This is a genomic window from Gilliamella sp. B2838 (genome assembly GCF_026536185.1).
Lineage (GTDB): Bacteria > Pseudomonadota > Gammaproteobacteria > Enterobacterales > Orbaceae > Gilliamella.
Genome location: NZ_JAFNOO010000003.1, coordinates 197212 through 222305, shown reverse-complemented (window position 1 = coordinate 222305; position 25094 = coordinate 197212). Strand labels below are relative to the sequence as shown.

General features: G+C 33.7%; 22 protein-coding genes. 9 read left to right on the top strand and 13 right to left on the bottom strand.

The window, feature by feature from the left end:
* Positions 1 to 287 precede the first annotated feature (287 nt).
* The 6 genes from J3U63_RS04770 to J3U63_RS04745 all read left to right on the top strand — a co-directional run bounded on the left by J3U63_RS04770 (position 288) and on the right by J3U63_RS04745 (position 5044).
* On the top strand, positions 288 to 1127 hold the full coding sequence (locus J3U63_RS04770) for a MurR/RpiR family transcriptional regulator (RefSeq protein ID WP_267332641.1): 840 nt from the start codon (positions 288 to 290) through the stop codon (positions 1125 to 1127).
* Between the two features lie 276 nt (positions 1128 to 1403).
* The gene (locus J3U63_RS04765; RefSeq protein ID WP_267332640.1) at positions 1404 to 1838 is read left to right on the top strand and encodes a PTS sugar transporter subunit IIA; all 435 of its coding nucleotides are present in this window, start codon (positions 1404 to 1406) and stop codon (positions 1836 to 1838) included.
* A gap of 10 nt (positions 1839 to 1848) precedes the next feature.
* Positions 1849 to 2322, top strand: coding sequence for a PTS system mannose/fructose/N-acetylgalactosamine-transporter subunit IIB (locus J3U63_RS04760; protein ID WP_267332639.1), 474 nt, complete (start codon positions 1849 to 1851; stop codon positions 2320 to 2322).
* A gap of 44 nt (positions 2323 to 2366) precedes the next feature.
* Positions 2367 to 3161, top strand: coding sequence for a PTS mannose/fructose/sorbose/N-acetylgalactosamine transporter subunit IIC (locus J3U63_RS04755; protein WP_267332638.1), 795 nt, complete (start codon positions 2367 to 2369; stop codon positions 3159 to 3161).
* Positions 3158 to 3973 carry a PTS system mannose/fructose/sorbose family transporter subunit IID gene (locus J3U63_RS04750; protein ID WP_065635003.1) on the top strand — a complete coding sequence of 272 codons (816 nt, stop codon included), beginning with the start codon at positions 3158 to 3160 and terminating at the stop codon, positions 3971 to 3973. The genes J3U63_RS04755 and J3U63_RS04750 overlap by 4 nt, the downstream gene beginning before the upstream one ends.
* Before the next feature lie 9 nt (positions 3974 to 3982).
* Positions 3983 to 5044 (top strand): tyrosine-protein phosphatase, encoded by a 1062-nt coding sequence (locus J3U63_RS04745; RefSeq protein ID WP_267370705.1) that lies wholly within the window; start codon positions 3983 to 3985, stop codon positions 5042 to 5044.
* A gap of 142 nt (positions 5045 to 5186) precedes the next feature.
* On the opposite strand, the gene J3U63_RS04740 is transcribed toward J3U63_RS04745, so the two are convergent.
* The 8 genes from J3U63_RS04740 to uvrA all read right to left on the bottom strand — a co-directional run bounded on the left by J3U63_RS04740 (position 5187) and on the right by uvrA (position 15686).
* The gene (locus J3U63_RS04740) at positions 5187 to 8258 is read right to left on the bottom strand and encodes an FAD-binding and (Fe-S)-binding domain-containing protein (RefSeq protein ID WP_267370703.1); all 3072 of its coding nucleotides are present in this window, start codon (positions 8256 to 8258) and stop codon (positions 5187 to 5189) included.
* Positions 8259 to 8377: 119 nt separating this feature from the next.
* On the bottom strand, positions 8378 to 8989 hold the full coding sequence (locus J3U63_RS04735; RefSeq protein ID WP_267370701.1) for a YiiX/YebB-like N1pC/P60 family cysteine hydrolase: 612 nt from the start codon (positions 8987 to 8989) through the stop codon (positions 8378 to 8380).
* Between the two features lie 88 nt (positions 8990 to 9077).
* Entirely contained in the window at positions 9078 to 9494 is a 417-nt protein-coding gene (locus J3U63_RS04730; protein WP_267332634.1) for a DUF4878 domain-containing protein, read from the bottom strand.
* Between the two features lie 146 nt (positions 9495 to 9640).
* On the bottom strand, positions 9641 to 10348 hold the full coding sequence (truC, locus tag J3U63_RS04725; RefSeq protein ID WP_267370699.1) for a tRNA pseudouridine(65) synthase TruC: 708 nt from the start codon (positions 10346 to 10348) through the stop codon (positions 9641 to 9643).
* A gap of 21 nt (positions 10349 to 10369) precedes the next feature.
* On the bottom strand, positions 10370 to 11188 hold the full coding sequence (locus J3U63_RS04720; RefSeq protein WP_267332632.1) for a pyridoxal phosphatase: 819 nt from the start codon (positions 11186 to 11188) through the stop codon (positions 10370 to 10372).
* Positions 11189 to 11279: 91 nt separating this feature from the next.
* A complete protein-coding gene (recR, locus tag J3U63_RS04715) occupies positions 11280 to 11885 on the bottom strand; it encodes a recombination mediator RecR (RefSeq protein WP_267332631.1) in 606 nt (201 codons plus the stop codon).
* 211 nt (positions 11886 to 12096) lie between these two features.
* Complete coding sequence (gene plsY / locus J3U63_RS04710; protein WP_267347925.1) at positions 12097 to 12696, bottom strand: glycerol-3-phosphate 1-O-acyltransferase PlsY; 600 nt, start codon at positions 12694 to 12696, stop codon at positions 12097 to 12099.
* Positions 12697 to 12845: 149 nt separating this feature from the next.
* Positions 12846 to 15686, bottom strand: coding sequence for an excinuclease ABC subunit UvrA (gene uvrA, locus J3U63_RS04705; RefSeq protein WP_416381295.1), 2841 nt, complete (start codon positions 15684 to 15686; stop codon positions 12846 to 12848).
* Between the two features lie 321 nt (positions 15687 to 16007).
* Between uvrA and J3U63_RS04700 the strand changes: the two genes are divergently transcribed.
* On the top strand, positions 16008 to 16745 hold the full coding sequence (locus J3U63_RS04700; RefSeq protein WP_267344305.1) for a cyclase family protein: 738 nt from the start codon (positions 16008 to 16010) through the stop codon (positions 16743 to 16745).
* Between the two features lie 104 nt (positions 16746 to 16849).
* Here J3U63_RS04700 and J3U63_RS04695 read toward each other — a convergent pair whose 3' ends face one another.
* Both J3U63_RS04695 and J3U63_RS04690 read right to left on the bottom strand, forming a co-directional pair.
* Positions 16850 to 17788, bottom strand: coding sequence for a sugar kinase (locus tag J3U63_RS04695; RefSeq protein ID WP_267370694.1), 939 nt, complete (start codon positions 17786 to 17788; stop codon positions 16850 to 16852).
* Between the two features lie 27 nt (positions 17789 to 17815).
* Complete coding sequence (locus tag J3U63_RS04690) at positions 17816 to 18286, bottom strand: YhcH/YjgK/YiaL family protein (protein ID WP_267370692.1); 471 nt, start codon at positions 18284 to 18286, stop codon at positions 17816 to 17818.
* Positions 18287 to 19001: 715 nt separating this feature from the next.
* On the opposite strand from J3U63_RS04690, the gene J3U63_RS04685 reads away from it, so the two are divergent.
* A complete protein-coding gene (locus J3U63_RS04685; RefSeq protein WP_267370690.1) occupies positions 19002 to 19436 on the top strand; it encodes a hypothetical protein in 435 nt (144 codons plus the stop codon).
* Between the two features lie 977 nt (positions 19437 to 20413).
* Positions 20414 to 20710, top strand: coding sequence for a hypothetical protein (locus tag J3U63_RS13345; RefSeq protein WP_416381294.1), 297 nt, complete (start codon positions 20414 to 20416; stop codon positions 20708 to 20710).
* 359 nt (positions 20711 to 21069) lie between these two features.
* Here J3U63_RS13345 and J3U63_RS04675 read toward each other — a convergent pair whose 3' ends face one another.
* The 3 genes from J3U63_RS04675 to J3U63_RS04665 all read right to left on the bottom strand — a co-directional run bounded on the left by J3U63_RS04675 (position 21070) and on the right by J3U63_RS04665 (position 24186).
* Positions 21070 to 21402: a DMT family transporter gene (locus J3U63_RS04675; RefSeq protein ID WP_065634991.1), complete on the bottom strand. Its 333-nt coding sequence runs from the start codon at positions 21400 to 21402 to the stop codon at positions 21070 to 21072.
* A gap of 1619 nt (positions 21403 to 23021) precedes the next feature.
* Complete coding sequence (locus J3U63_RS04670) at positions 23022 to 23819, bottom strand: hypothetical protein (RefSeq protein WP_267370685.1); 798 nt, start codon at positions 23817 to 23819, stop codon at positions 23022 to 23024.
* 73 nt (positions 23820 to 23892) lie between these two features.
* Positions 23893 to 24186 carry a tail fiber assembly protein gene (locus J3U63_RS04665; RefSeq protein ID WP_416381288.1) on the bottom strand — a complete coding sequence of 98 codons (294 nt, stop codon included), beginning with the start codon at positions 24184 to 24186 and terminating at the stop codon, positions 23893 to 23895.
* Positions 24187 to 25094: the final 908 nt, after the last annotated feature.

Here is a 25094-nt window from a genome sequence, read left to right as displayed (position 1 = left end):
ATCCCGCTAATTGTTACCTTAGTAGCAATATTTTTAAAGCGCTTTATCAAATGCTCATCTCATTTTCGCTTTCAGTTAACAATAAGATAAAATCAAAATAATTTGCATGAATATGATTAAGTGGTATTTTACCCATCAACAGCATCAATAAAACTTATTTTATCGAGTGCATCAACGTGAAATAATTAAATCACATTTAGAATAGATAAGATTTAATTATAAATTTTTCAAATTTATACACTAATTTTGTATACTCAGAATATGAGATTTGAACATTGAGGTGGGTAATGATTGATTTAAAACTTAGGGAAGTGAAAAAAGATCTGTCCGCAAAAGAACTTGCTGTGGCAACGTTTATTCAAGCAAACACCGATGCATTAAAAAATATGAGCATTCAATCATTAGCTAAATTAAATCAAGTTAGCACCAGCACCATTTTGCGTTTGTGCAATAAATTAGGATATAGTGGTTTTAGTGATTTTAAAGTCGATCTTATTTCTTCCCTCCCCCGAAAACTCAACACCGATGTGTTACAAGATGACATCAATCTTAATGATTCCCTGCAAGATGTGAATAATAAAGTCCAATCAATGGAAAAATCATCAATAGATGAAACCCACTCGATGATTAATTTGGAATCATTAAATAAAGCTATCGACCTAATCATAGATAGCAATAAAATTATTATTTTTGGCGCAAGTAGCAGTGGATTAGTTGGTAAGGAATTAGAATATCAACTCATTAAAATAAAAAAAGATGTCAGCTGCCATTTCGATTCCCACATTCAAAAAAGTATTGCTAATAATTTAGACGGCAATGATTTAATTATTATTATATCGCACTCAGGTGAAACACCGGAATGCATAGACTTACTTAAGTTAGCTCAAAAAAACAATGTACGTTCTATTGCAATAACTAAAATGGGACAAAGCCAGGTATCATCGCTTGCTGAGGTAATTTTACATACCACATCAACCGAACATGTTTCTCGCTTAATTCCTATTCGCTCCAAAATATCACAAATTTCGGTAATCAACATGCTAGTCACGAATTTGTTTATACGTAAATATGATGAACGCTTGTTACAACAAATCCTACACCGTGAAGAACGAAAATATCCACATTAATAAAACAATGATCAAACAATAAACTAATGTTTGATTAGCCTACCTAATTAATCACTATTAATCATATTGATAGTGAATTTTATCACTTCAACTATGCCGCCATCTAAATTGCAATTTACCAAGCCCAAAACACTTTTTTTTATAAATATGATCGAGTTCACAAATTTTTAAAAATTTAAAAAAAAGAGATGACTTACATCGCACATAGATGTAATTTTATTACTAAATATAAAACACATAAAAGTAATATTATTACTAAAAAGCTAAAGGAAATAGATGATGCAAACACAAATACCAATCATTCTTGCCAGTCATGGCCCGTTTGCACAAGGTGCACTTGAATGTGCCGAAATGCTGATGGGTAAACAATCAAACATGCAAGTGATTTCGGTTTTAATCGATAGCAATATTGATAATTTACGCCAACAAATGCAAGAAAGTTATCAAAAATTAAATAATGGTAAAGGTGTAATTATTTTAGTCGATATTCTTGGTGGAACACCATGCAATCTTGCTAGTGAACTTTTATTAACTCATGATGATGTATTGTTGTTTTGTGGCTTTAACATTCCTGTATTACTTGAAGTTTTAAACAATCGAGAAGAAACACTCACAGACGTTAAACAAGCTATTGAAGAAACCTTCCCACAAAGTTGTATTGACGTTAGTCAAGTACTCAATTCTCATCGTGAACAATCTAATGAGCTGTAAGGAGAACACCATGCCAATTAATGTAGCTAGAATTGATGATCGCTTAATCCATGGACAAGTAATTACTACTTGGGTAAAAAATTACGATATTGAACAAGTGCTGATAATCAATGACAAGGTCGCTGCGGATAAAGTACAGCAATCAGTACTAACCATGTCAGCACCGCCAGGATTAAAAGTATTGGTTTTCGGTGTTCAACAATTCATTGATATCTTAAAAAAGACCCCTATCAAAAAACGTACTATGCTTTTATTTACCAATAGTATTGATGTTAATGCCTTAATCGAGGGCGGACTTGAGCTAGAAAAATTGAATGTTGGTGGTATGCGCATGCAAGACGGGCGTCATCAATTATCAAGAGCGGTATCTGTTACGCCTGAAGAAGAACAGGCTTTTAGAAATATTATCGCGAATAATGTTGAAGTTGAAGTCCAAATGGTGCCAAAAGATCCAGTAGTTGATCTTAAAACTTTACTTAACTGATTTTCGCTTTTATCGCTATGACTAATCAAATTGGAGGTTAACTTATGTTAACACAGGCTATTCTTGTCGCCATTTGGGCGGGAATTTGTTCGATGGATGACGTCGGACCACAAATGCTACGAAGACCATTATTAACCGGTACGGTAGCTGGAATTATTATGGGAGATATGGTTCAGGGACTTGCCATTAGTGCTACCCTAGAATTAATGTGGATGGGTATTGGCAATGTAGGGGCTTATTCAGCGCCCGACATTGTTGCAGGCGCAATTATTGGTGTGTCTTTAGGGATTACAACAGGTGGTGGTATTGCAACAGGAATTGCACTTGGCGTGCCGGTCTCTTTACTGTGCCAACAATTACTCATTATTTGGCGTTCGTTTGCTTGTTTCCTTAATCCATGGGCAGAACGTTCTGTATTAAGTGGAAGTTATAAAGGCCTAGCTAGAGTTCACTTTTTTTCAACGCCTGTCTGGTTCTTAATTCGAGCTGTGCCGTGCTTTATTGCGATTTATTTTGGTAGTGATTTAGTTAAAACCATTCTTGATGCTATTCCAAAAAGTATTATTGACGGCATGGGCGTTGCATCAAAATTAATTCCAGCGGTCGGTATTTGTATCTTATTATTAATGTTGTTAAAAGGACGCATGTGGTTCTTCTTTTTACTTGGTTTTATGTTAACCACTTACTTAAAATTACCTATTATTCCAATCACCTTTATCGCCCTTGCCTTTGCTGTGCTTTATGACATGGCGTCAAGTGGTAACAGTAATAACAATAACGCCGAACAATCAGATAATAAACCTGCATTAAATAATACTGAAGAGGACTATGATCTATGAGCACTCAACATAAAATCACTAAAAAAGATCTTAATCGTATCTTTTGGAATCTGCAAACCATGTCTTTTTCTTATAACTATGAAAAAATGCAGATGATCGGATTCGCCCACTGTATGACGCCGGTATTAGAACGGCTTTATCATGATGCTGATCAAGAAACCCGTGTGCGGGCTATGAAACGCCACTTGGAGTTTTTTAACACGCAAATTAATGCAGGTGCATTAATATTAGGTGTAACCGCTGCAATGGAAGAAAAAACCAGCGAAGATGAAAAAGAAGCCGTTGTATCGGTTAAAGCAGGCCTGATGGGACCCTTTGCAGGTCTGGGTGACAGCTTACTAAAATTTACTTGGATGCCAATTTGCGGCAGTATTGGCGCAGCTTTTGCCTTACAAGGTAATATTATTGGTCCGATTTTAATGTTTTTGATTTATAACTTGGTGAATGTACTATCAAAATACTTTTTTATTCATTATGGTTATAACAAAGGGGTTGATCTCATAGAACAATCTAAAAATTCTAACATTATTCAACGAATAAGTAATCTAGCTAATGTTGTAGGTGTTATGGTTTTAGGTTCATTAATTGCAACAACGGTAAAAATATCCACGCCACTATCGATTAATGTCGGTGAACAATCCATAAAAGTACAAGAGATGTTTGATAAAGTCATGCCAAACTGTTTGACCTTACTTTTTGCCTTGGCTACATTCTTTTTAGTTAAAAAATTTCAAGGAAAATATACCGTTACTTTGATTTTAGGTGTCATGGTAATTGGCGTGATATTTTCAATGTTTGGTATATTAAAGTAAGGATGAATCATGATTACAAAAACACAAATAGCATCAGTTATCCGCAATAAAGTTGGACAATTAGAAGTCTCGTTTAACATTGATCAAAACCAACCTGTAGATTTATATTGGACTGATGAAGCTAATGCCAACTCTGTACATAAAACATTAGTGAGTAAAAACATAAAAAGTCCTTTTACTTTTGATGACCCATTACAGGGTAAAAAACGAATTTATTTAATTTTGGCCATTGCAGGAAAAGATAACTTCATATTTGCTGAAAGAACATTACCTATAACCGGACTAAATAATTTTCGTGATTTTGGTGGCTACCTAGGTGCATTAGGTAAACGTGTAAAATGGGGACAACTTTATCGTTCTAATCATTTATATGGTTTAAAGCCGGATGCTGAACAATATATCAGAGCATTAGGGATTAAAACGATTATTGATTATCGAAGCATAAACGAAATCAAAACCAGCCCAAATACTTTTGTCGGTGAAAAACATACCTTCCATTTAGATGCATCAGCACAAACAGCCGAACTGGCCGCACAGTTTGCCGCCGATCCAAGTGATGAAGATCGTGCATTAGTTGAAAGTGTTATTCGAGATATACCAAAAGAGTTGGTCAATGGCGAAGGCAAACAAGTTCTAGAACAATATCGTAATTTTGTAGTAAGCGATAAATCTAAAAATGCTTATCGGCAAATGCTCAACGTTGTTTTAGATGCCAATAATAGCCCTAGCATTCAGCATTGTCGTGGCGGAAAGGACAGAACAGGTTATGGCGTATTATTAATTCAAGTCATGCTTGGTGTGAGTGAAGATGACATCATTTATGATTACATGTTGACACACGATAATCGCTTAGAAAGAAATAAAATTAAAATGGCGGCTTATCGCAAGATTACCGATAATGAAGATGTGCTTGGTTATCTGTTAAGTCTAATTGATACTCGAGAAAGTTTTGTAATTGAAATCCTCAATACCATGAAAAAAGTAGCAGGAACGCCAAGTAATTATATCAAGCAAGAGCTTGGTTTTACTGATGAACACTTCAAATTAATGCAATCTATCTACTTAGAATAATTCATTAACAAATAACCAATAGAAAAGCGCAATTTTATTGCGCTTCTTACAATTAATTTAAGGGCTATTTTGCATTGCCCTACTCACTTAAATTTACCATTCATCAATGAAGTTAGTTATGGTAAAGCATGACAATGACACATTAAGTTAAACAATTAAACGAAACCAATTCCAATAATGCCTGCACAGGGTGTTTTAAACTATAGTTATCAAAGCGCTTAACTTGGCTGCGACAAGAATAACCCGTTGTTAAACAAAATTGTTTAGGATATTTTTCAAGTGCTTTTTGCCAAGATAATTGATACAACTGTTTCGATGAGTGCAAATTATTAACTTCATGACCATATGTACCTGCCATACCACAACATCCAACACTAATAGGTTGTAATTGTGCGCCAAACTGCTTGAAAATATATTGCCACTGTTGATTACTTGCTGGTAATTGTGTCGTTTCGCTACAGTGACCAAGTAAAAACCATTGTTTATCACCATTACTGATTGTGATATTAGGTTTTGAAATCTTAGTTAAAACATGCGTCAGCCACTCATGTGACAGTAAAACACTAAAATCGCCTAACTTATCTTGTAAAATCAATTTATATTCATCACGGTAGCAAAGCACTAAAGCAGGATCAACGCCAACCATTGGAATATTTAATTGCGCTATTTGCGATAACACATCAGAAGCAGTTTGAGCAGTTTTGGCAAATTGTTTTAAAAAGCCTTTTATATGCTGAGCCTTACCATTAGGGACAAAAGGCAATACAACGGATTTGAAGCCTAATTTTTCAATCAAACACACAAAATCAAATACGACTTTTGCATCGTAATAGGTTGTAAAGGGATCTTGCACCACTAATACATATTGCGCTTTTTCAGTCGCCGATAAATTCTGTAAATATTCTAATTTAACATTTGCGCTAGGATGCCCAATTAACTGTTTTTTTAATGTTGGAAAAGACAACATTGGTAAACTTGCCATTCCAACTGTTTTATTAGTCAGGTATTCTGTCACCGACATTTTCATAAAAAAATTAAAAAAACGTGGGGCACGAGCCATTAATGGTAAATAGGATTCAATATTACCAACTAAATAATCACGCATTGGTCTTAAATAACGGGTGTGGTAAAGTTGTAAAAACCTAGCCTTAAAATCAGGTACATCTATTTTAATCGGACATTGTGTTGAGCATGCTTTGCATGACAAACAATGGGCCATCGAATCTTTTACCTCGTGAGAAAAATCATATTGGCCAAATTTGGCCTGTAAAGTATAAACAAGCTTTTTAGCAAAACTGACTAAACGACTCTGTTCCTTGGGTAATAATGTATTAAGTTCATCTTCTTTAACACCCAATTCTACCATCAAACGTAGCCATTCCCGCACTAATGCTGCCCGCCCTTTCGGTGAATAAATACGGTTTTGAGACAATTTCATTGATGGGCACATTGGACTATTAACATCGAAATTAAAGCAAAGACCATTACCATTGCATTCAGTGGCACCATGAAATACGCGTTTTACATTAACTGGAATTTGTCGATCATAAAAACCGCGCGTGACTGATTCAATACTTATCATGGGGTCATTACTATTTAATGGTGCACAAATTTTACCTGGATTGAGACGATTATCAGGATCAAATGCTGTTTTGATAATACGAAGCCCATGATATAACGTTTCGCCAAAAAATGCTGGGCTATATTCGCTACGAAAACCTTTCCCATGCTCACCCCAAAGTAAACCGCCATACTTAGCCGTCAGCACCACAACTTGATCCGAAATTTGCTTTACTAACTTTTCTTGCTGTGGATCACACATATCTAAGGCGGGTCTAACATGTAATACCCCAGAATCGACATGCCCAAACATACCATATGTTAAATTGTGGCTATCAAGTAATGCTCGAAATTCATGAATATAATCGGCTAAGTGCTCAGGAGGAACACATGTATCTTCAACAAAAGGAATCGGCTTACGTGTCCCTTTAGCATTACCAAGCAAACCTACTGCTTTTTTACGCATTGCATAAATTTTTTCAATTTCGCCAAGTTCGTGACATGTTTGATAGCCGATGATGCCTGTTGAATGATCTAACATAAGTTGATCAAGAATCAGGCATAACTTATCCATTTTCCCTTTGACAGAATCAAAATCATTACCAGCAAATTCAACAATATTAATACCTTGCATCTGATGATTATCGACCTCTGTAATTAGGTCCTTAATCGATTGCCAAATAATATCTTCTTTGGCTAGACCTAAAACTTTTGAATCCACTGTTTCAACAGATAAAGCGTCTGCTTTGACTAAAAAGGGAGCATTACTTAGCGCGGATTGAAATGAATCATATTTGATATTAATTAAAAATCGATATTTTGGTAATGGAATAATATTTAATTTAGCTTCGGTGACAAACGCTAATGATCCTTCACTACCTGTTATGATTCGTGTTAAATCAAACTCAGTCAAATTATCATTAAAAACATGTTTAAGATCATAACCGGTCAAAAAGCGATTTAATTGAGGAAATTTATCTAAAATCAATTGACGGTTATTTTTGCAATAATCAAAAACAGAACGATAAATAGAAGAATCATGCGCTAATTTTTCTATTTCGGTTAGATTTTTTTTGCCTGTTTCAAGTAATTCACCAGTAATTAATACCGCTTTGAGTGCCAAAACATGATTGGATGTTTTACCATATATCATCGAACCTTGTCCTGAAGCATCGGTATTAATCATCCCGCCAATGGTTGCCCGATTACTGGTTGAAAGTTCGGGTGCAAAAAAATAGCGATAAGGTTTTAAGTATTGATTTAATTGATCCTTAACGACACCAGCTTCAACCCTCACCCAACCTTCTTCAATATTGAGCGCTAAAATTCGGTTCATATAACGTGACAGATCGACAACAATACCACTGTTTAATGACTGCCCGTTGGTGCCTGTTCCTCCACCCCTTGGGGTAAATTTTATCGTTTTAAACTCATCACGTTGAGCTATACTTGCTAGTAATTGTACATCATCAGTTGAACGAGGAAATAAAATAGCTTGAGGCATCAATTGATAGATACTATTATCTGTCGCCATGCTAAGGCGTGATGCATAGCTGTGTTCAATATCACCTGTATAAGCAGAATTTTTAAGCGCTATTAGATAGTTAAGTGTTACCTCATTTATTTGAGGCGAGATGGATAATCGAGGAATCATAATAAATCTGCTATCAACAATTGATTTTTTACACAGTGTAATTCAAGCTGAATATATCGTCAAAGCATGTTGATTTATTATACAATGCTCATTATTTAATTTAGTTATGACTAGAAACTTTAATTGACTTCAGGGTACTTATAGATCCAAGTAATATTAGGATAATTAGCAAACGCATTTGGAAATAAGTAAATGCCCGTTAATAACGGAACATGTGAATACGTCCATTCTGGATTAAAATCAGGTTGAACTTTAACAATGGAATCAAAAAGCAGTGTAGTGCAGTACAAATGGGGGTGATCACGCGATGCTAATACAAATTCCTCACCCTTTTTTGTTAAAATATCCTCAACAATTTGCTGCTTTTGTCGATCTGACAAAAAATTAGGTCTGGCTACCGCATATTTTTCGGCAAACTCTGGAGTGATAAATTCGGCTAAACTAGAAATAATGACTTGGTTTGGATAGTTAATATCATCACTTGTTGTTGCGTGAATAATTTTAACTTCAGGCTCGATAGATATTATCATACCAATATGTGAAAAATCCCCACCACTAACCTGATTAACAATAAGACTATCAACTTGAATCCCTTTTCTAAAGATCCAATCGCCCACTTTTACTGAAGCTGTTAATTGACGATTTACATCGGCAGTAGCAACCGGTACATTGGTCAAAACAAACTTCGTCAATATGATAAAAATTATAGGAAAAAAGCGAACATATTTCATCAAAACCAATTCCTAATAAAAAAGGGTAAATACGCTTTACCCTTTTTTATTGTATTATCACAATATTGATTATTCAATCATTGATAGACTAGTTAAAATTCATCAACCATTTACCATCAATTTTTATTAAACTTGCACTCCCACCCTCTTGTTGCGTTTTATCTTTGAAAAAGACAGTGGTTTTAACTTTTGCCATCGTTTTATCTTCATTGATATATTCAGCAGGGGAAGCTTGAACTTTATCAACGCCACCATGTGCTTGAGCCAATTTTTGTGCTTTATCTATGACTTGTTGCATTTTTGATTTAACTAAGTCTTTCATATCAAAATTTTTGTTAGTTTTGTCTTCTGGTAGATACATTAGATTGATAACAGTCTCTAGATCACCGCTATAAACAGCTTTAACACAATTTTCGGCCGTTCTTTCTGGTGATTCTTCGGAAGAACATGCAGAGACTATAAGAGCAAGTAAAAAGACGCTAAAGAATTTCATTACTAATTTCATTGTTTCATTTCCTTACAGGGATAATTTAAAATGTATTAAACTGTTAAGCCATATTGCAATAATAAATATAGCTCATACTTACGAAACATACTAACGTATTTATCTAGATGAATCAAAGGTAAAATAAACAATATACTCAATATCAGCTATTTGAAATTAAGAAGCATATTTTGCCAACTTTGATCTAATTTAGCTTCAATCACTATCTGTTGTTGTGTGATAGGGTGAATTAACGCTAAACTGCTAGCATGTAACATTAATCGTTTAATACCAAAATAGTCAGTGAAAGCTCTATTTTGATGAAGATCACCATGCTTGCTGTCGCCTAAAATGGGATGAAAAATATGTTTCATATGACGACGTAATTGGTGTTTTCGACCAGTCTTAGGTTTTAACTCTACAAAGCTATATCGTGCTGTTTTAAATTTTCCAACACTGACAGGTATCTCAATTTTGCTAATCGCTCGATAAAAAGTTACAGCATCTTGAGCAGGTTTATTACGTTGCGCAAACTTATCGGCAATTTTATCGAGCTCTTCAATCAAGGGATAATCAATCACTGCTTCACCATCGACATAACCACGAACTACTGCATGATAAGTTTTTTCTATTTGTTTTGAGTTAAATTGTTCTGACATTAGACGCGCAACGTCACTTGATAATGCAAATAATAATACACCAGAGGTTGGTCTATCTAACCGATGTATAGGAAAGACATGCTGCCCAATTTGATCCCTTAGTGTTTGCATAACAACAACGGTTTGTTGTTTGTCTAACCAGCTACGATGTACCAACCATCCTGAAGGCTTATTAATCGCAATTAAATCATTATCTAGATAAAGAATGTCGAACACAATCAATATTTACCACGTTACTTATAAAAAGAGTTTTTTCAATTCAGTTGCAATACTTGGGCTGTTATTATCACCAATTGCATAATTGGCATGTGATTTAACTTCATCATCAGCATTTCCCATCGCGATGCCCAATCCTGCAATCGTTAGCATACTGATGTCATTATAACTGTCACCAAAAGCAACAATTTCGTTTAAATCGATTTGCTCATGTTGTGCCCAATGAGTAAGTCCATTACCTTTAGTATTGCCTTTGATCGCAACATCAGCACGATTCGACCAAGACCATTCACACGAAAACTGATCAAGTTTGTCCACTGCTTGCGAAAATTGCTGTAATGCGGGTAAATTATGACTACTTGTTGCAAATTTAAATATTGCTTTAGACTCTTCAATCACCTTTGCAAAACTATCGACCTTTTTGATCTCAGGCTGTAAAAAAGCTGGTAGCGCATTAACCCATTTAAAAAATCCTTCCAGATGATCATCTAAAACTTCATAAGTCATCATCTTATCAGTGTAAATCAAAGTATGGATACCATAATGGTTAACTAGATTTAACAATATGTTAGCTTGATCTTTGGTCATTGGTTTAGCCGCTAAAGTTTTATGATTTTCGAAATCATAAAGATACGATCCGTTGCAACAAATAGCCGGCGTTGATAAGTTAAGTTGATAATAATAAGGATAAATAACTGAATGATGGCGACCAGAAACTAAAATAACTTTTATACCTTTATCACTGATTTTTTTTAGTACATCAACTGTTTCTGGTAAAATTAGGCGATTACTCGCCAGTAGTGTGCCATCCATATCAAACGCAACCGCTTTATACTTCATATCTATCCTCTTGTGTTTATACCATTTAACCTTAAAGTAAATATCCAATCGTTAATTTTATACTATAAACAATCTTACTAAATAAATAAGATTAAAATTCTATCTTTTGACGACCAATAAATGAATGAGATAGTGTTGTACCATCTACCATTTCAAGTTCACCACCAACCGGAACACCATGAGCAATGCGCGTAGCGATAACATTAAATTCAAGACACATTTGCGCAATATAATTAGCTGTAGCATCACCTTCAACAGTCGGATTAGTAGCTAAAATAACTTCATTTATTTGCTCTGTTGATAATCTTTGTTTAAGCAAATCAAGACCAATATCCGTTGGTCCAATACCATCAAGCGGTGACAAATGACCCAATAAGACAAAATAGCGTCCACTATATTGTCCCGTTTGTTCAATAGCAATGATATCAGCGGGTGTTTCAACCACACAAAGTTGACCACTACTTTGCCGGCGAACATTAGCACAAATATTACAAATATCTTGTTCAGTAAAAGTACGACACTGCTTACAATGGCTTATATTAATCATAGCTTCATGCAATACATGCGCTAAATTTATACCACCTTGTCGGTTGCGTTGTAATAAATGAAAAGCCATTCGTTGTGCTGATTTTGGTCCTACGCCTGGCAAGCAACGCAAGGATTCCATTAATGATTCTAGTAATGGGCTAATTTGCATAAAATAATTTAGTAACCAACAATTTATTATTTATATTCATCATACCTTGTTTCTATTATTGATTAAACAAGATATGTTCTATTGATTTAATTAACGATTAATCAAATTTATTCAAAAATGTGTAAGCAATTTTTCTAATAATTTATATTTTATAAGTCATAATGTTGTTAAATTCAAAACAAATTAGCAAACATTCAATACTGTTTTTCAACTATTTTAAATGTTTACGATAAAAACTTTTAGGCTCAACACCTTTGAATAGTCTGGCAATGTTACTGCTATGCCGAACAATAATTAGGCATGAAAGCATCGCAACAGGTAAGGTGAGTTCAGGTTTAAATAACCAAACATAAAATGGCGCTAAAAGAAAACCAACAATTGCAGCGACAGAAGAATAACCGGTGATAAGTAAGACAATAAGCCAAGTTAAAATAAAACAACCGGTAAAATCTAACCCAATTGGGACCATCATCCCCAAAGCTGTCGCCACGCCCTTTCCACCGCGAAAATGAAAAAAACAAGGAAAAATATGACCCAAACAAGCAGCAATACCAATTATGCCTAAAAAGAAAGGGGAAATACCAAGCCGATAAGCAATATAAACAGGAATAGCACCTTTTAGCATATCAAAAACTAACACAAATACTGCTGGCAATTTGCCACTAATGCGCAGTACATTTGTTGCCCCCGGATTATGAGAACCATGTAATGAGGGATTTTGTAATTGCATAATACGACTAATAATCATCGCACCGGATAGTGATCCACATAAATAGGCAATAATGATCATCGTTACAATTTGTATTATCAAAATGCCATCCCTCATAATTTTTAATGATCCAAGTAAAAACAGGTAATGCCGCATTGGTATTAACTGCTTTATGCGGCATTAAATTGTTAATAATACAAATTATACTTAAGTAAAGAACTAATCCCTAATGTCATTATTAACAAACAACTTTAACTCTTTTTTTGCTTTTCTAATAATGGTTTTAAATATTGCCCAGTATAAGATATTTTCGATTCAGCAACATCTTCTGGTGTACCTTCGGCAATTATTTGACCGCCACCACTACCACCTTCAGGCCCCAAATCAACAATCCAATCGGCAGTTTTGACAACATCTAAATTATGTTCAATAACAACAATGGTATTGCCTTTATCCCTCAACGAGTGTAACTGTGCAAGTAACTGTTTTACATCTGCAAAGTGTAAACCAGTAGTTGGTTCATCTAGAATATAAAGTGTGCTACCAGTATCTCGCTTAGATAACTCTTTTGCAAGTTTTACTCGTTGCGCTTCACCGCCGGATAATGTTGTTGCTGACTGGCCAATGGTAATATAAGCAAGGCCAACATCAATTAAAGTCTGTAATTTGCGTGAAATCATCGGTACCGCATCAAAAAATTCTCGACCTTCTTCAACAGTCATGTTGAGGATTTCGTTAATCGATTTACCTTTGTATTTGATTTCTAATGTTTCTCGATTATATCGTGCGCCATGACACTGATCACAAGGTACATAGATATCGGGCAAAAAGTGCATTTCAACTTTTATTAGACCATCACCTTGACAAGCTTCACAGCGTCCCCCTTTTACATTGAAACTAAATCGACCTGGATTATATCCTCGTGCACGCGCTTCAGGTACGCCTGCATAGAGTTCACGAATAGAAGTAAAAAATCCAGTATAAGTTGCAGGATTAGATCGGGGTGTGCGACCAATTGGGCTTTGATCAATCGCAATCACTTTATCAAAATAGTTAAGCCCTTTTATTGTTTTATAAGGTGCAATTTCACTCTTTTCTGCACCATTTAACTCATTTTGTGCAAGTGGATATAAAGTATCATTAATCAAAGTCGATTTACCCGAGCCAGACACGCCAGTAATACAGGTAAATAAGCCGACAGGAATATTTAAGGTAACATCTTTAAGATTATTACCGGTTGCACCAATAAGTGAAAGTATTCGTTTTTTATCGACTTTAGTCCGATTTTTGGGAATTTCAATTTTTTCTTTACCAGATAGATATTGACCAGTTAATGAATTTTTACAGTCCATAATCTGTTTTGGTGTACCTTGTGCAACAACTTCACCACCATGCACACCTGCACCGGGGCCAATATCTATCACATAATCGGCCGCCATAATGGCTTCTTCGTCATGTTCAACGACAATAACGGTATTACCTAGGTCACGTAAATGGGTCAACGTATCAATTAAACGGGTGTTATCTCGTTGATGTAAACCGATTGACGGTTCATCAAGAACATACATTACGCCAACTAATCCAGCACCGATTTGACTAGCGAGTCGAATACGTTGTGCCTCACCTCCCGATAGAGTTTCGGCCGAACGTGACAAAGTCAAATAATTTAATCCAACATTAATTAAAAATTGTAGACGATCATTAATCTCTTTCAGTATTTTTTCAGCGATTTGCGCACGTTGACCAGTTAAAGTTAGCTTATCAAAAAAATCTTTGGCTTGTTGTGTACTTAAATCACTAATCGTTGGCAAATTAGTATCATTAACATAGACATGCCGTGCTGTGGCACATAATCGAGAACCACCACAGCTTGGGCAAGGACGATTACTAATATATTTAGCCAGCTCTTCACGAATAGTTTGCGATTCGGTTTCTTTATAGCGGCGAGTAAGATTATTAATAATCCCTTCAAAAACATGTTTACGTTTAACTACATCACCACGATCATTAGTGTAAACAAATTGAATTTCGGTATTACCAGAACCATTTAATAAAATATCTTTTATTTTTGCCGATAATTTTTCATAAGGAGTGTCAATATCAAACTTATAATGCTCGGCGAGTGATGTTAACATCTGAAAGTAATAAAAATTACGACGATCCCATCCCTTAATTGCGCCAGCAGCCAATGAAACCTCGGGCATTTGCACAATACGTTTTGGATCAAAATATTGCTGTACCCCTAAGCCATCACATTCAGGACAAGCACCGGCTGGGTTATTAAACGAAAATAATCGAGGCTCAAGTTCAGAGATGCTATAACCACAAATTGGACAAGCAAAATTAGCTGAATATAGCTGTTCTTCGGCTTTTGGATCATCTAAATTGGCAACTTTTACAATACCATTTGTTATTGAAAGTGCGGTTTCAATAGATTCAGCTAAACGTAATTTTAAATCATCGCGAATACGAAAACGATCCACCACGACTTCAATCGTATGTTTTTTCTGAAGTTCGAGTATTGGGGGATCAGATAGATCATACACATCACCATCAACTCGAACACGGATATAACCACTGGCTGCGAGCTGCTCAAACAGTTTAACAAATTCACCCTTACGTTCAGTAACAACGGGGGCAAGCAACATATAACGGTTTTCAGATGGCAACGCCATAATACTATCAACCATTTGCGAGACTGTTTGCGCAGCTAAAGGTAAATTATGATTTGGGCAACGTGGTTCACCGATACGAGCAAATAAAAGTCGTAAATAGTCATAAATCTCAGTGATTGTCCCTACTGTTGAACGCGGATTATGCGATGTTGATTTTTGCTCAATCGAAATCGCTGGTGATAATCCTTCAATATGATCCACATCGGGTTTTTCCATAAGCGATAAAAACTGACGAGCATAAGCCGACAACGATTCAACATAACGGCGTTGTCCTTCTGCATATAAAGTATCAAATGCTAACGACGACTTTCCTGAACCAGAAAGTCCGGTAATCACAACCAGCTTATCTCTAGGAATGATTACATTGATATTTTTCAGATTGTGCGTTCGCGCACCACGAATATCGATATCTTTGATTGACATAGATCTCTTCTTAAAGTGAGTTTTTAGACGAATTAGGAAAAAATTAACTGTATATTATACCAGTAACATTTGATTAAATATACTACTATATAGATCAATAGTGTCGGTTAGCAAAATTTCAATCATATTAGCCAATAATTCTTAATTAATTAGCACGAATAAAGCATTTTTTGCCCCTTACTGTGCGTATTCAAACTTTTTGGTAAATAAATTAGAACTAAAAATTATATTTTTATAACTGAAAATTATTAGTTTAGAGAATTTACTCACCTTACAATAAACCAATCATACGTTTTTTTAAAAAAAGGAGCTATTTTGAATAACGAAGTCTTGCAAGCATTAAATTTATTAAAATCGAAAAAATGGGTAGATTTAACTCATGCATTCGATCACAATTCTCCCCATTTTTTTATGTTTAAACCTGCTGAAATAAAAACGCTATTCGATCATAGCGACGGCTTTTTAGCACAGAATTTTAGTTTCGCTGGTCAATATGGTACCCACTTAGATGCACCAATTCATTTTGTTCCTAATACTCGGTATTTGCATGAACTTGAATTACAAGAATTAGTATTACCATTAATCGTAATCGATCAATCTAAACGCGCAGAACAAGATCCCAACTTTTCTTTTTCTAAAGATGATGTTTTAGCTTTTGAAAAACAACACGGACAAATTGAAGCGGGTAGTTTTGTCGCACTGCGAACAGACTGGAGTAAGAAATGGCCTTCACAATCAGCAATGGAAAATAAAGATATAGAAGGAAACAATCAAATTCCAGGCTGGGGAATTGATGCATTAAAATTTTTATTTGAAGAGCGTAAAATTAAAGCTATTGGTCACGAAACGTTTGATACTGACTCTGCGAAAGCATTTCGAGAAAATAATGCGTTAAAGGGTGAATACTATGTTTTAGAGCAAGATACTTATCAAGTTGAGTTAATGACCAATTTAGATCAATTGCCAACCAAAGGAGCAGTTATTTTTAATATCGTAGCCAAACCCAATAATGCCTCAGGTTTTCCGGTACGTTCTTTTGCAATATTGCCCTAATCTATTTATTTAACCCTAAAAATTAGCATTTAATATTTTATAACTAATATATTAATTTACGTTATTGTGGTATAAAAAACGGTCATTATTGACCGTTTTATTGGCTAATTTTCAATTAATGTCGGCGTAGCATCCAAAGGAATAATAGCCCCACGATACTGAATAACAGTGCCGGCAACAAGGTGCCCTTGCAATGCTGATTGCGCAGGATTTTGCCCACTTAAACGTGCACCCAGGTAACCGGCACTAAATGAGTCGCCTGCAGCTGTCGTATCAATCACTTTTTCTTTGGCTATTTTATTAGCAGGTACATCAAAACGTCCTTCGGCTGATTCGATAATACAACTATCGCTACCACGTTTAATCACAATTTCTGTCACACCAAAGTTTTTAGTACGGTCAATGACTTGTTCATATGGTAGTTTGTCCCATAATAGATCTTCGTCATCTAGCGTTAAAAATGCAATATCGGTGTAAGATAGAATATCGGCATATACGCTACGCGCTAAATCAAGACTACGCCATAAGCGCGGACGGAAGTTATTATCAAAAATCACTTTACCACCATTGGCTTTAACGCGTTTTAATAAATCCAATAATTTCAAAATACTTTCAGCATCTAATATGGCGATACTAATGCCACTCAAATAAACATATTCATAGTGAGCTATTTGCTGGGTGATACTTTCAGTTTGAGTCGTCTTTAACCAAAACTTAGCCGCTGCATCATTACGCCAATAATAAAATGAGCGTTCGCCATGTTCATCGGTCACAATCGAATAAAGCCCAGGCATTTTGTCAGACATTTTTTGCACAAGATCGGTTTGGATCTGCTCTTTTTGCCAGCTATCAAGCATTTCTTGACTGAAAGGATCAGTTCCTAATCCAGTCACATAGTGAATCGAAAAATCTTTATTTTTTAATAAACGAGATAAATAAACCGACGTATTAAGTGTATCGCCTCCAAAGCTGCGGGTTGTTGAATCTTGTTTTATCGAAAGTTCAATCATACATTCGCCAATAACAGCGATTTTTGTTGTCATAGTGCTACCTAAAATCCTTACTTCTATTTATAAATAATCCAATGCGATTTTTACCACAACTTTTCGAACCGATGCAATCTTATTATCGACAGCACAAAGCGGTTTATGCACTTCATTAGGTAAAAAAACAATAAAATCGTTCGGTTGTAATATTAACATGGTTTCTTCTTTTGGCGTCTCGATAAAAGCAATATCATTTTCAGCGATTTTATCATCTAAAATTTGAGTATAAGGAGGTAAAGTAGAAATAGCCATCCCTTCTTGACCCGCTAAAACAATTTGCACATCAATATATTTTTTATGGTATTCAGGCTTTGCTTCATGAATATATCTTGATGAATTATCAGACACCATAAAAAACATATTATCACCGTCAATATCATAACGACCAACAGGGGTATTGCTATTAACATTGTCTTTTACATATTCAATGGATTGTTTTATTTTGGCGGGCAAATAAGGGACTAACCCTAAATGATTAATATTACCTAAAATCATACTCAATGATCCTTAACTGAGAAATTGGCACAATACCTGATACTTTCATTATGTGGAATAATGGCATCGGATAGAATAGCGACTTAAATTTTTATGAGTATATACTTAAGTCACCTATTTTTGTAGGGGTATTATGAATAACTTTTTTACTCTCTTTTATGTTTTTAATAACTTGATATATTTTTCGGTAATTACACAAGGAAAGTGAATGAAATTATCATTTCCAAAAATAACTCGTTATGATGATTAAAATTCAAGTCTAAAATAATATCATTTATCTAATTCAGACAATTAATCAAAACTGGACTTAATGCTGTTAGCGATCGATATAATAAAATATTTAGTGCGAAAGATTACCGATATTTTATCTATTGGTTATCTGGATAGCGATAATCAAATTTTAACTCGATTGAGTATTTATCACATTGATACGCAAGTACTTGATTTAGCTTCTACTTAAAAGCTATCGTCATCAATATTTGCAATAATCTGCCAACACTTTATATCATTAATCTTTTATGATTATAGATAATGAAGATATTTTATAGCGCTTTGTATGTTGCGGTTATTTAACATTTGAGAATCAAGGTCAATAATATTTACTAAGTAAAAATAGGCTTGCTTAAAAATCGCTACAAATGGGCGAGAGCTTATCAATTTTGTCTTTGAACTCGCTCTAAGCCAAGCTGCTAGATAGATAGAAAAGGATGATTTTATGACTAAAATAGTGGAATTATGGCACAAGCAACAATTGCCAATTAAAGACGGTATTTATTTTGCCAGTGGTCAATCTATTGCGCTCAATGCGGTATTTTTTCCGCAATTATCAATTCAGATAGGTGAACAATTTGACCTTAATGTTATTTTAAATAACGACGCCGATAATTTAACCAATATTGATATTTTCGATAAAATCTTCCTTGCTAATGGTGATCAATGCATTATAGGAGAAGGAAGTTATGGTTCAGAAGGTTTTATTGCCTATCTATCGGCTAATCAGGATTTAATTTGGGTGATATATTTTGAAAAATCGAATCCTTTTATCAAAGTATTACCATTAACCAACCAATCAATTATGGTTGAATCAAGCGCCAATTTTCAACTGATTATCGAATTGGCTAATCCGGTCAATCTTAAATTAATAAAATAAATTACAAATTAGCTTTATTTGAGCTAAAGGTGCTCAATTATCTATCAATAAAATGAACAGGATATATGGTATTTCAATTGTAAAACAATTGATTATAATGAAATAACAATCATTCTATAAAAGAATAAAAAATGAGTGAATTCTCTAAATTATGCCAAGACTTAGATTTACCCTTTATTGATACCTTTAGTCAAGACTGGAAATATGAAGTCCCTATTAAATATCGGACATCTGAGTGGTTAGCTAAATATTTATACGCTTATCTTAATAATAATTACTCAACGGTACAAAAACAGATACTCATGAATTTGTGTCTTAACATATGCAATGATTTATTATCTGAAAATCCTAACCAAAACAATCCTATAATTTATCAATTATTGAAGGTACTCTATAGCCATTATCAACAACATTGGCAGCTAATTCATTATTGGGCGGCAACAAATCAACCTTTAGATAATTGCTTTGCTTTAACCCAAAAAATAAGAGAATTACAACAAACATATTTTATTAACGCTAAAGAGTGGTTTGCATTAAATCAGGCAGAACAAGATCTGTTAACCGCAAATAATAATTTTTGGCAATGTCCAGATTTTTTAATGCAGCTTCAAATCGCCCTGAATTTATCATCGCAACAAGTTGTCGCATTAAGATTAATCGGTGAGGGTAAATTAAAGGATGAGCAGCTAAGCCATTTACTACCAAGCATTATTGCTATCGCATTAGATAATAAGAATGATAACTGTATTCTTGCACAAGACATTTTAATAAAGCTGAAAAGCAATCCCTATATTAATCAGCAAATAATCAATCTATTAAATGATTATATTGATGATCATGATCAAATTATCTACCGCAAAATGGTGCAGCTATTGGCTATTTTAGATTTTCCAGATTTAACCAATCGGTTAATGAATCGCTGTAAAACGAGTAATAAAACTGAATTTGTTCAAATTTATAATGATTTTACCAAACAGATAATCAATCAATCTAACCGCCTATCGGACGATGAATTAAACCTAATTCAAAACCGATGTGATAGTGCAGCACCTGGTCCATGGCAATCGTACGTGGAAGGTCGTGATCATAGCAGTGGTAGCAATTTTATTATGACGGGGAATGAACACGAGCGTGGTGAGGATATTGAACTAATTGGTGCAACAAATAACGATCAAGACTTTATCGCCCATGCAAGACAAGATATACCTAAGTTAATTAACGAAATCAGACGATTAAAGCAGTTCATCGCCCAAAACATGCAGCCTAAAAAATGAAATTAGGTAAAATCATTATGCCTTTGCTAGCTTAACCCGAGAACGTTTAAAGAAGAAAAAGAATTGGCAAAGATAATTTATCTAAAAAGGCACTTAACGCTATGAATCATGACAACTTGCAACTAAATAGCCATTTAGATACAAGACGGTTAAGTATAAAATCATTGAAATAACTATTTTCAGAATGAAAAATCAGTGTTTTTAGCAAAGGTAACAAAATAGAATATCACGTGATGTTTATCAAAGATCTCATTAAACCAGAATAAAACTTGTCATCGAATCTTATTTCATCGTTTTATCCCTATTTAATCAATGAATTTTTGCTGGTGACTCAGTGGTCAACCAGCAACTTTTTTCCATCAATGCGCTGCAACTTTTGAAAAAAGATTAATAATGACCACACCAAACATAATAAATCCCATACCAATTAAAGCGGCAAGATCTAATGTTTGTTTCATAAATATCCAGGCAATTAAACTAATAAACACAATCCCAATTCCAGACCAAATTGCATAAGCAATACCGACAGGAATAGTTTTTAAGGCCAATGAAAGAACATAAAACGACGCACTATAACCAATAATGGTAATTATTGAATACAACAAATGCGTAAAGCCGTTAGAAAGTTTTAACGAAGAAGTTGCAATCACTTCACAAATAATCGCAATAAAAAGTAATAGATATGAATTCATATTATGACTCATAAGTTGGTTGAAATAAAAAATGAAGACTCACCACAAATCTTAGTGTAAAAATGATCAATAAAAACTCAATAATCACACAATTCAGGAAAAAATAGAATAAATGCTGTGGTATAAGGGGATCAGAAAAGAGCTATTTAAAAAATACCGATTAAACATACAATGTTTATCATCCACCCAACACCTTGATGTAATATATCACTCCTCAATAATAAAGTAAAAAGTTAAAAGAAAGCGGATTACATTTTAGTATATTACTTTTCGAGTGATGAGTAGCTTAATGTAATTATCAATTTTCATTGATTTATACAGTTGATTCAGTACTTTTTATAAATTACGCTAAACCAATTAATATGTTATATCAGCACGACAATTGCTCATTATTTTTTTAAATTACAGACATCTAACTAAAAGATTTCGGTAGTCTATTTAATCTCATACATAGAACAAATAGTTCAATTAAATACCTGTACTTCAATTAGCATTCAATACTATCATCTTACAGCATTATCTCAAAAAAGGTTCAGCTACTAAGCAAACACAAAAAACTTAATAATGAAAAAATTATGCTAACAATGATAAAGCCGATTAATAATTTACCAACTTTTCACTTCAAACGGCATCAATTAAGATGAAAAATATAAAAATTTACTATGAAATATATTTGTTGTTAATTTAAAAAATTATTACCACCTACTTTTCGGCCATGTAGCCACAGCAAAGTAATGAAAGGAACCATCACCCCATCGACCTTCGTTTTTCAGTTCAATATCAATTGCACCAATTCTACGGAATAGGTCACATCTTTTCTTTGATAAACAAAAATTGCAAATTTTGTTAGATGTACCATTTTTGAACAAATTAAACCGTATTTGATTTACAGATGGAAGTTGTTTTTTTATTTCTTTAGCAAATTCATTTAAAGAAAGAACACCTCCGTCCCGCTTGTTTAGTTTAAATAAATAATCAGTATCAACTGCAAAGTGATTTAAAGTTATAATAGTCCTTTCTTCATCAATTAGTATATCCTCAAAATAGCTAACGCGAATATCATTTTGGAAAAAATAGAAATCGTCAATGCGATATAATTTTTTTTCTCAGAAAATGAAGCTGTTATTTCCCTAGGTTCGGAAAATATAACCTTATCGTAATCCTTTTCATAATAAAAACCATTTTTTTCATGTAGTTCATTAGTTTTCTTGGAAAAGTAATTTTTAAAAATAGACACAAAATTCTTCTTTAAAAGGTATTAGTGAGTATATTTTAATCAAATTATTAGGCATGTATATAAAAATAAACATTTCGATCCACTTCCCAGCTTTTTACCTCAATTCCCACTTCTAAAAAATATTAGTTTATGATGAATAAAACTAACTAACCTTTCCTAACATGATCACAATAAACTACACAAAAACAATTTACATACTAACTGATCCAGACACCGATTCAATTTACGATTGCGACAATGATTCCTAGCTGATTTTCCCATCTCTCGACATTTACAATGACTGGTGGTGTTTTTATCAGAACAAAAGATTATACAGAGTTGGGATTTTTGAATCGTAACAAGACGCGGTTAAGTATGTGAAGTTACAGATTGATAGAATAAATTAGATAAAGTTTTTTAAGATTATAAGGATAACAAACAAAACTATTACTATTTCAATTATTGTTTTTAAATTAGATTTAATCTTGCGTAGAAAAAACTGGAATATGCTTTCTTTTATATAAGAATCAATCTCGTTTAACAAAATTTTGTTGCCATTAACCAATTGACTAATTTCGTTTTTTTTAAAATTAATTGTTTTGATGGAATCAGCAAGAAAATCAATTATCATTTCTTCTCTAATATTTTTCTTCCATGTTTCTACTGTGTTAAGTTGATTTATGAAAATATTATTGCAAGATTTGCCTTCTTCTTTTTTATCATTATTATAATTGAATTTAATTCCAAATTGCTCATAAAAACGATTTCTACGTTCTTTGTTTTCTGGTGTTGCTTGAACTTGATAAAGAAATATAGTTTCAAGTTTTGCACTAGAATAGTTGTGTTTAGCCCATGATATTATCTGGTTCATAATATATGTTCCTATTCTATATCCTCGTATTTTATCTGGATCTAAGAATATAGCTCCCGCATACGTGGATTCAGAAGTAATAGAAACCCGATCTGTTCGTTTGTTGTAACTAGCTCCAAACCATCCACTACCGTTCATATTCAATACACGATAAGAAATTGTTAATGTATCTAATGTAAAATTATCTAATGTTTTAACTTCTTTTTTTTCGAGAAGAATAATAAACGACGGGGTTTCATCTGTTATTTCGTCTTTGTATACGTTTAAAAGCAATATGTTAGGGCTTAAGATATTGTCATTTTTATTCATTGACGGTAATAATTTACTCATTATTTTTCTTTATTACGATTAATAATGACTCATCATTACACAAAATAAAAATCTTATGAAGATAAATTTTACGCTATGGTTTATCTGGAAATAGCGCATTAACATCTGATGTATCAACACGAGTTAATAAAATTCTATATTTTCTCCATTGTTTTTGTTGTTTCTCTTGATTAGATTCTTGCATATCTAAATCAATAATATCCTGAAGTACCACTATTTTTTCATTGTCTTCATTTATTAGTGAATTTTTCATAACTTGATTTTGCGAGACAATTTGTTTATCAGTTAAAACAATAGATTTATCTTCGATTAGCTTTAGTTTTCCTTTCACCTTTTTTAATACCTTGCCTTCTTTATTAGCTTTCATAGCTATTTCTGCGTATTCTTCGTTCGTATATGTCATGTTAATAAGTTATTAAAGTCCATCTTACCTATGATTGACATGTGTAAGAACAAAATGATGCGAGCCAAAATGAGCTTCCAAATAATTCAGCATAAGCGAAGTCGATTTGTCCCCCCGTTCACACCAATAAACGTTATCTAATGTAACCCCATAATTTCTAGTCCTCATTGGTTTAATCAAGTTGACCTGTATGCCGCAAATTGTATTAGTTTGATCAGTTGTCACTTTGATGGTGCTAGAGTGTTCAATAAACCCATCCGAATAAACGCGATACCAGCTATCGCCATTTTGATATGATATCAATAATATAAACTCTTTTATTCCCAAAATATGAACACGTCTTTAGTCACTTTATAAAATTGTTGAAGTTTATTGTTTTTTAATATATTGATTTAACTAAAAAACACAAATTGTGCTCTGTAAATTCACATGAACACACTAATCTTCTTATTGTTCTAAGAAGATCTGAATGTCGTTTGCCAAAATACTTAGCAACCTTTAACGATATAGTCATTACCTGATTACCTTGTATCGAATTTAATAATATCCATGATTTTCTCCATTGGAAATGAGTTTTAACCACGCAGTCCAGTTAAGAGAGGTAACCATGACAACCATCTGGCACCATAGAACACTCATTCCTTAGTAATCTCTTGTTGTTGATTAATTGCCATGTGAATGCGTTGACTGTAGGTAAGGTAAAAGTGCATTTTGCACTAATTGAAGATTTTTTAATAATCTTTAAATATAAAAAAAGCAGTTAATCGGTTTAAATGCGTTAGCATTGTTACAAATTAAAATAGAAGACTAATTGCTCCATCTTAAAATATTCTTTCTAGCCCCTCTACGTCATCAAAATCAATGCTCTAATG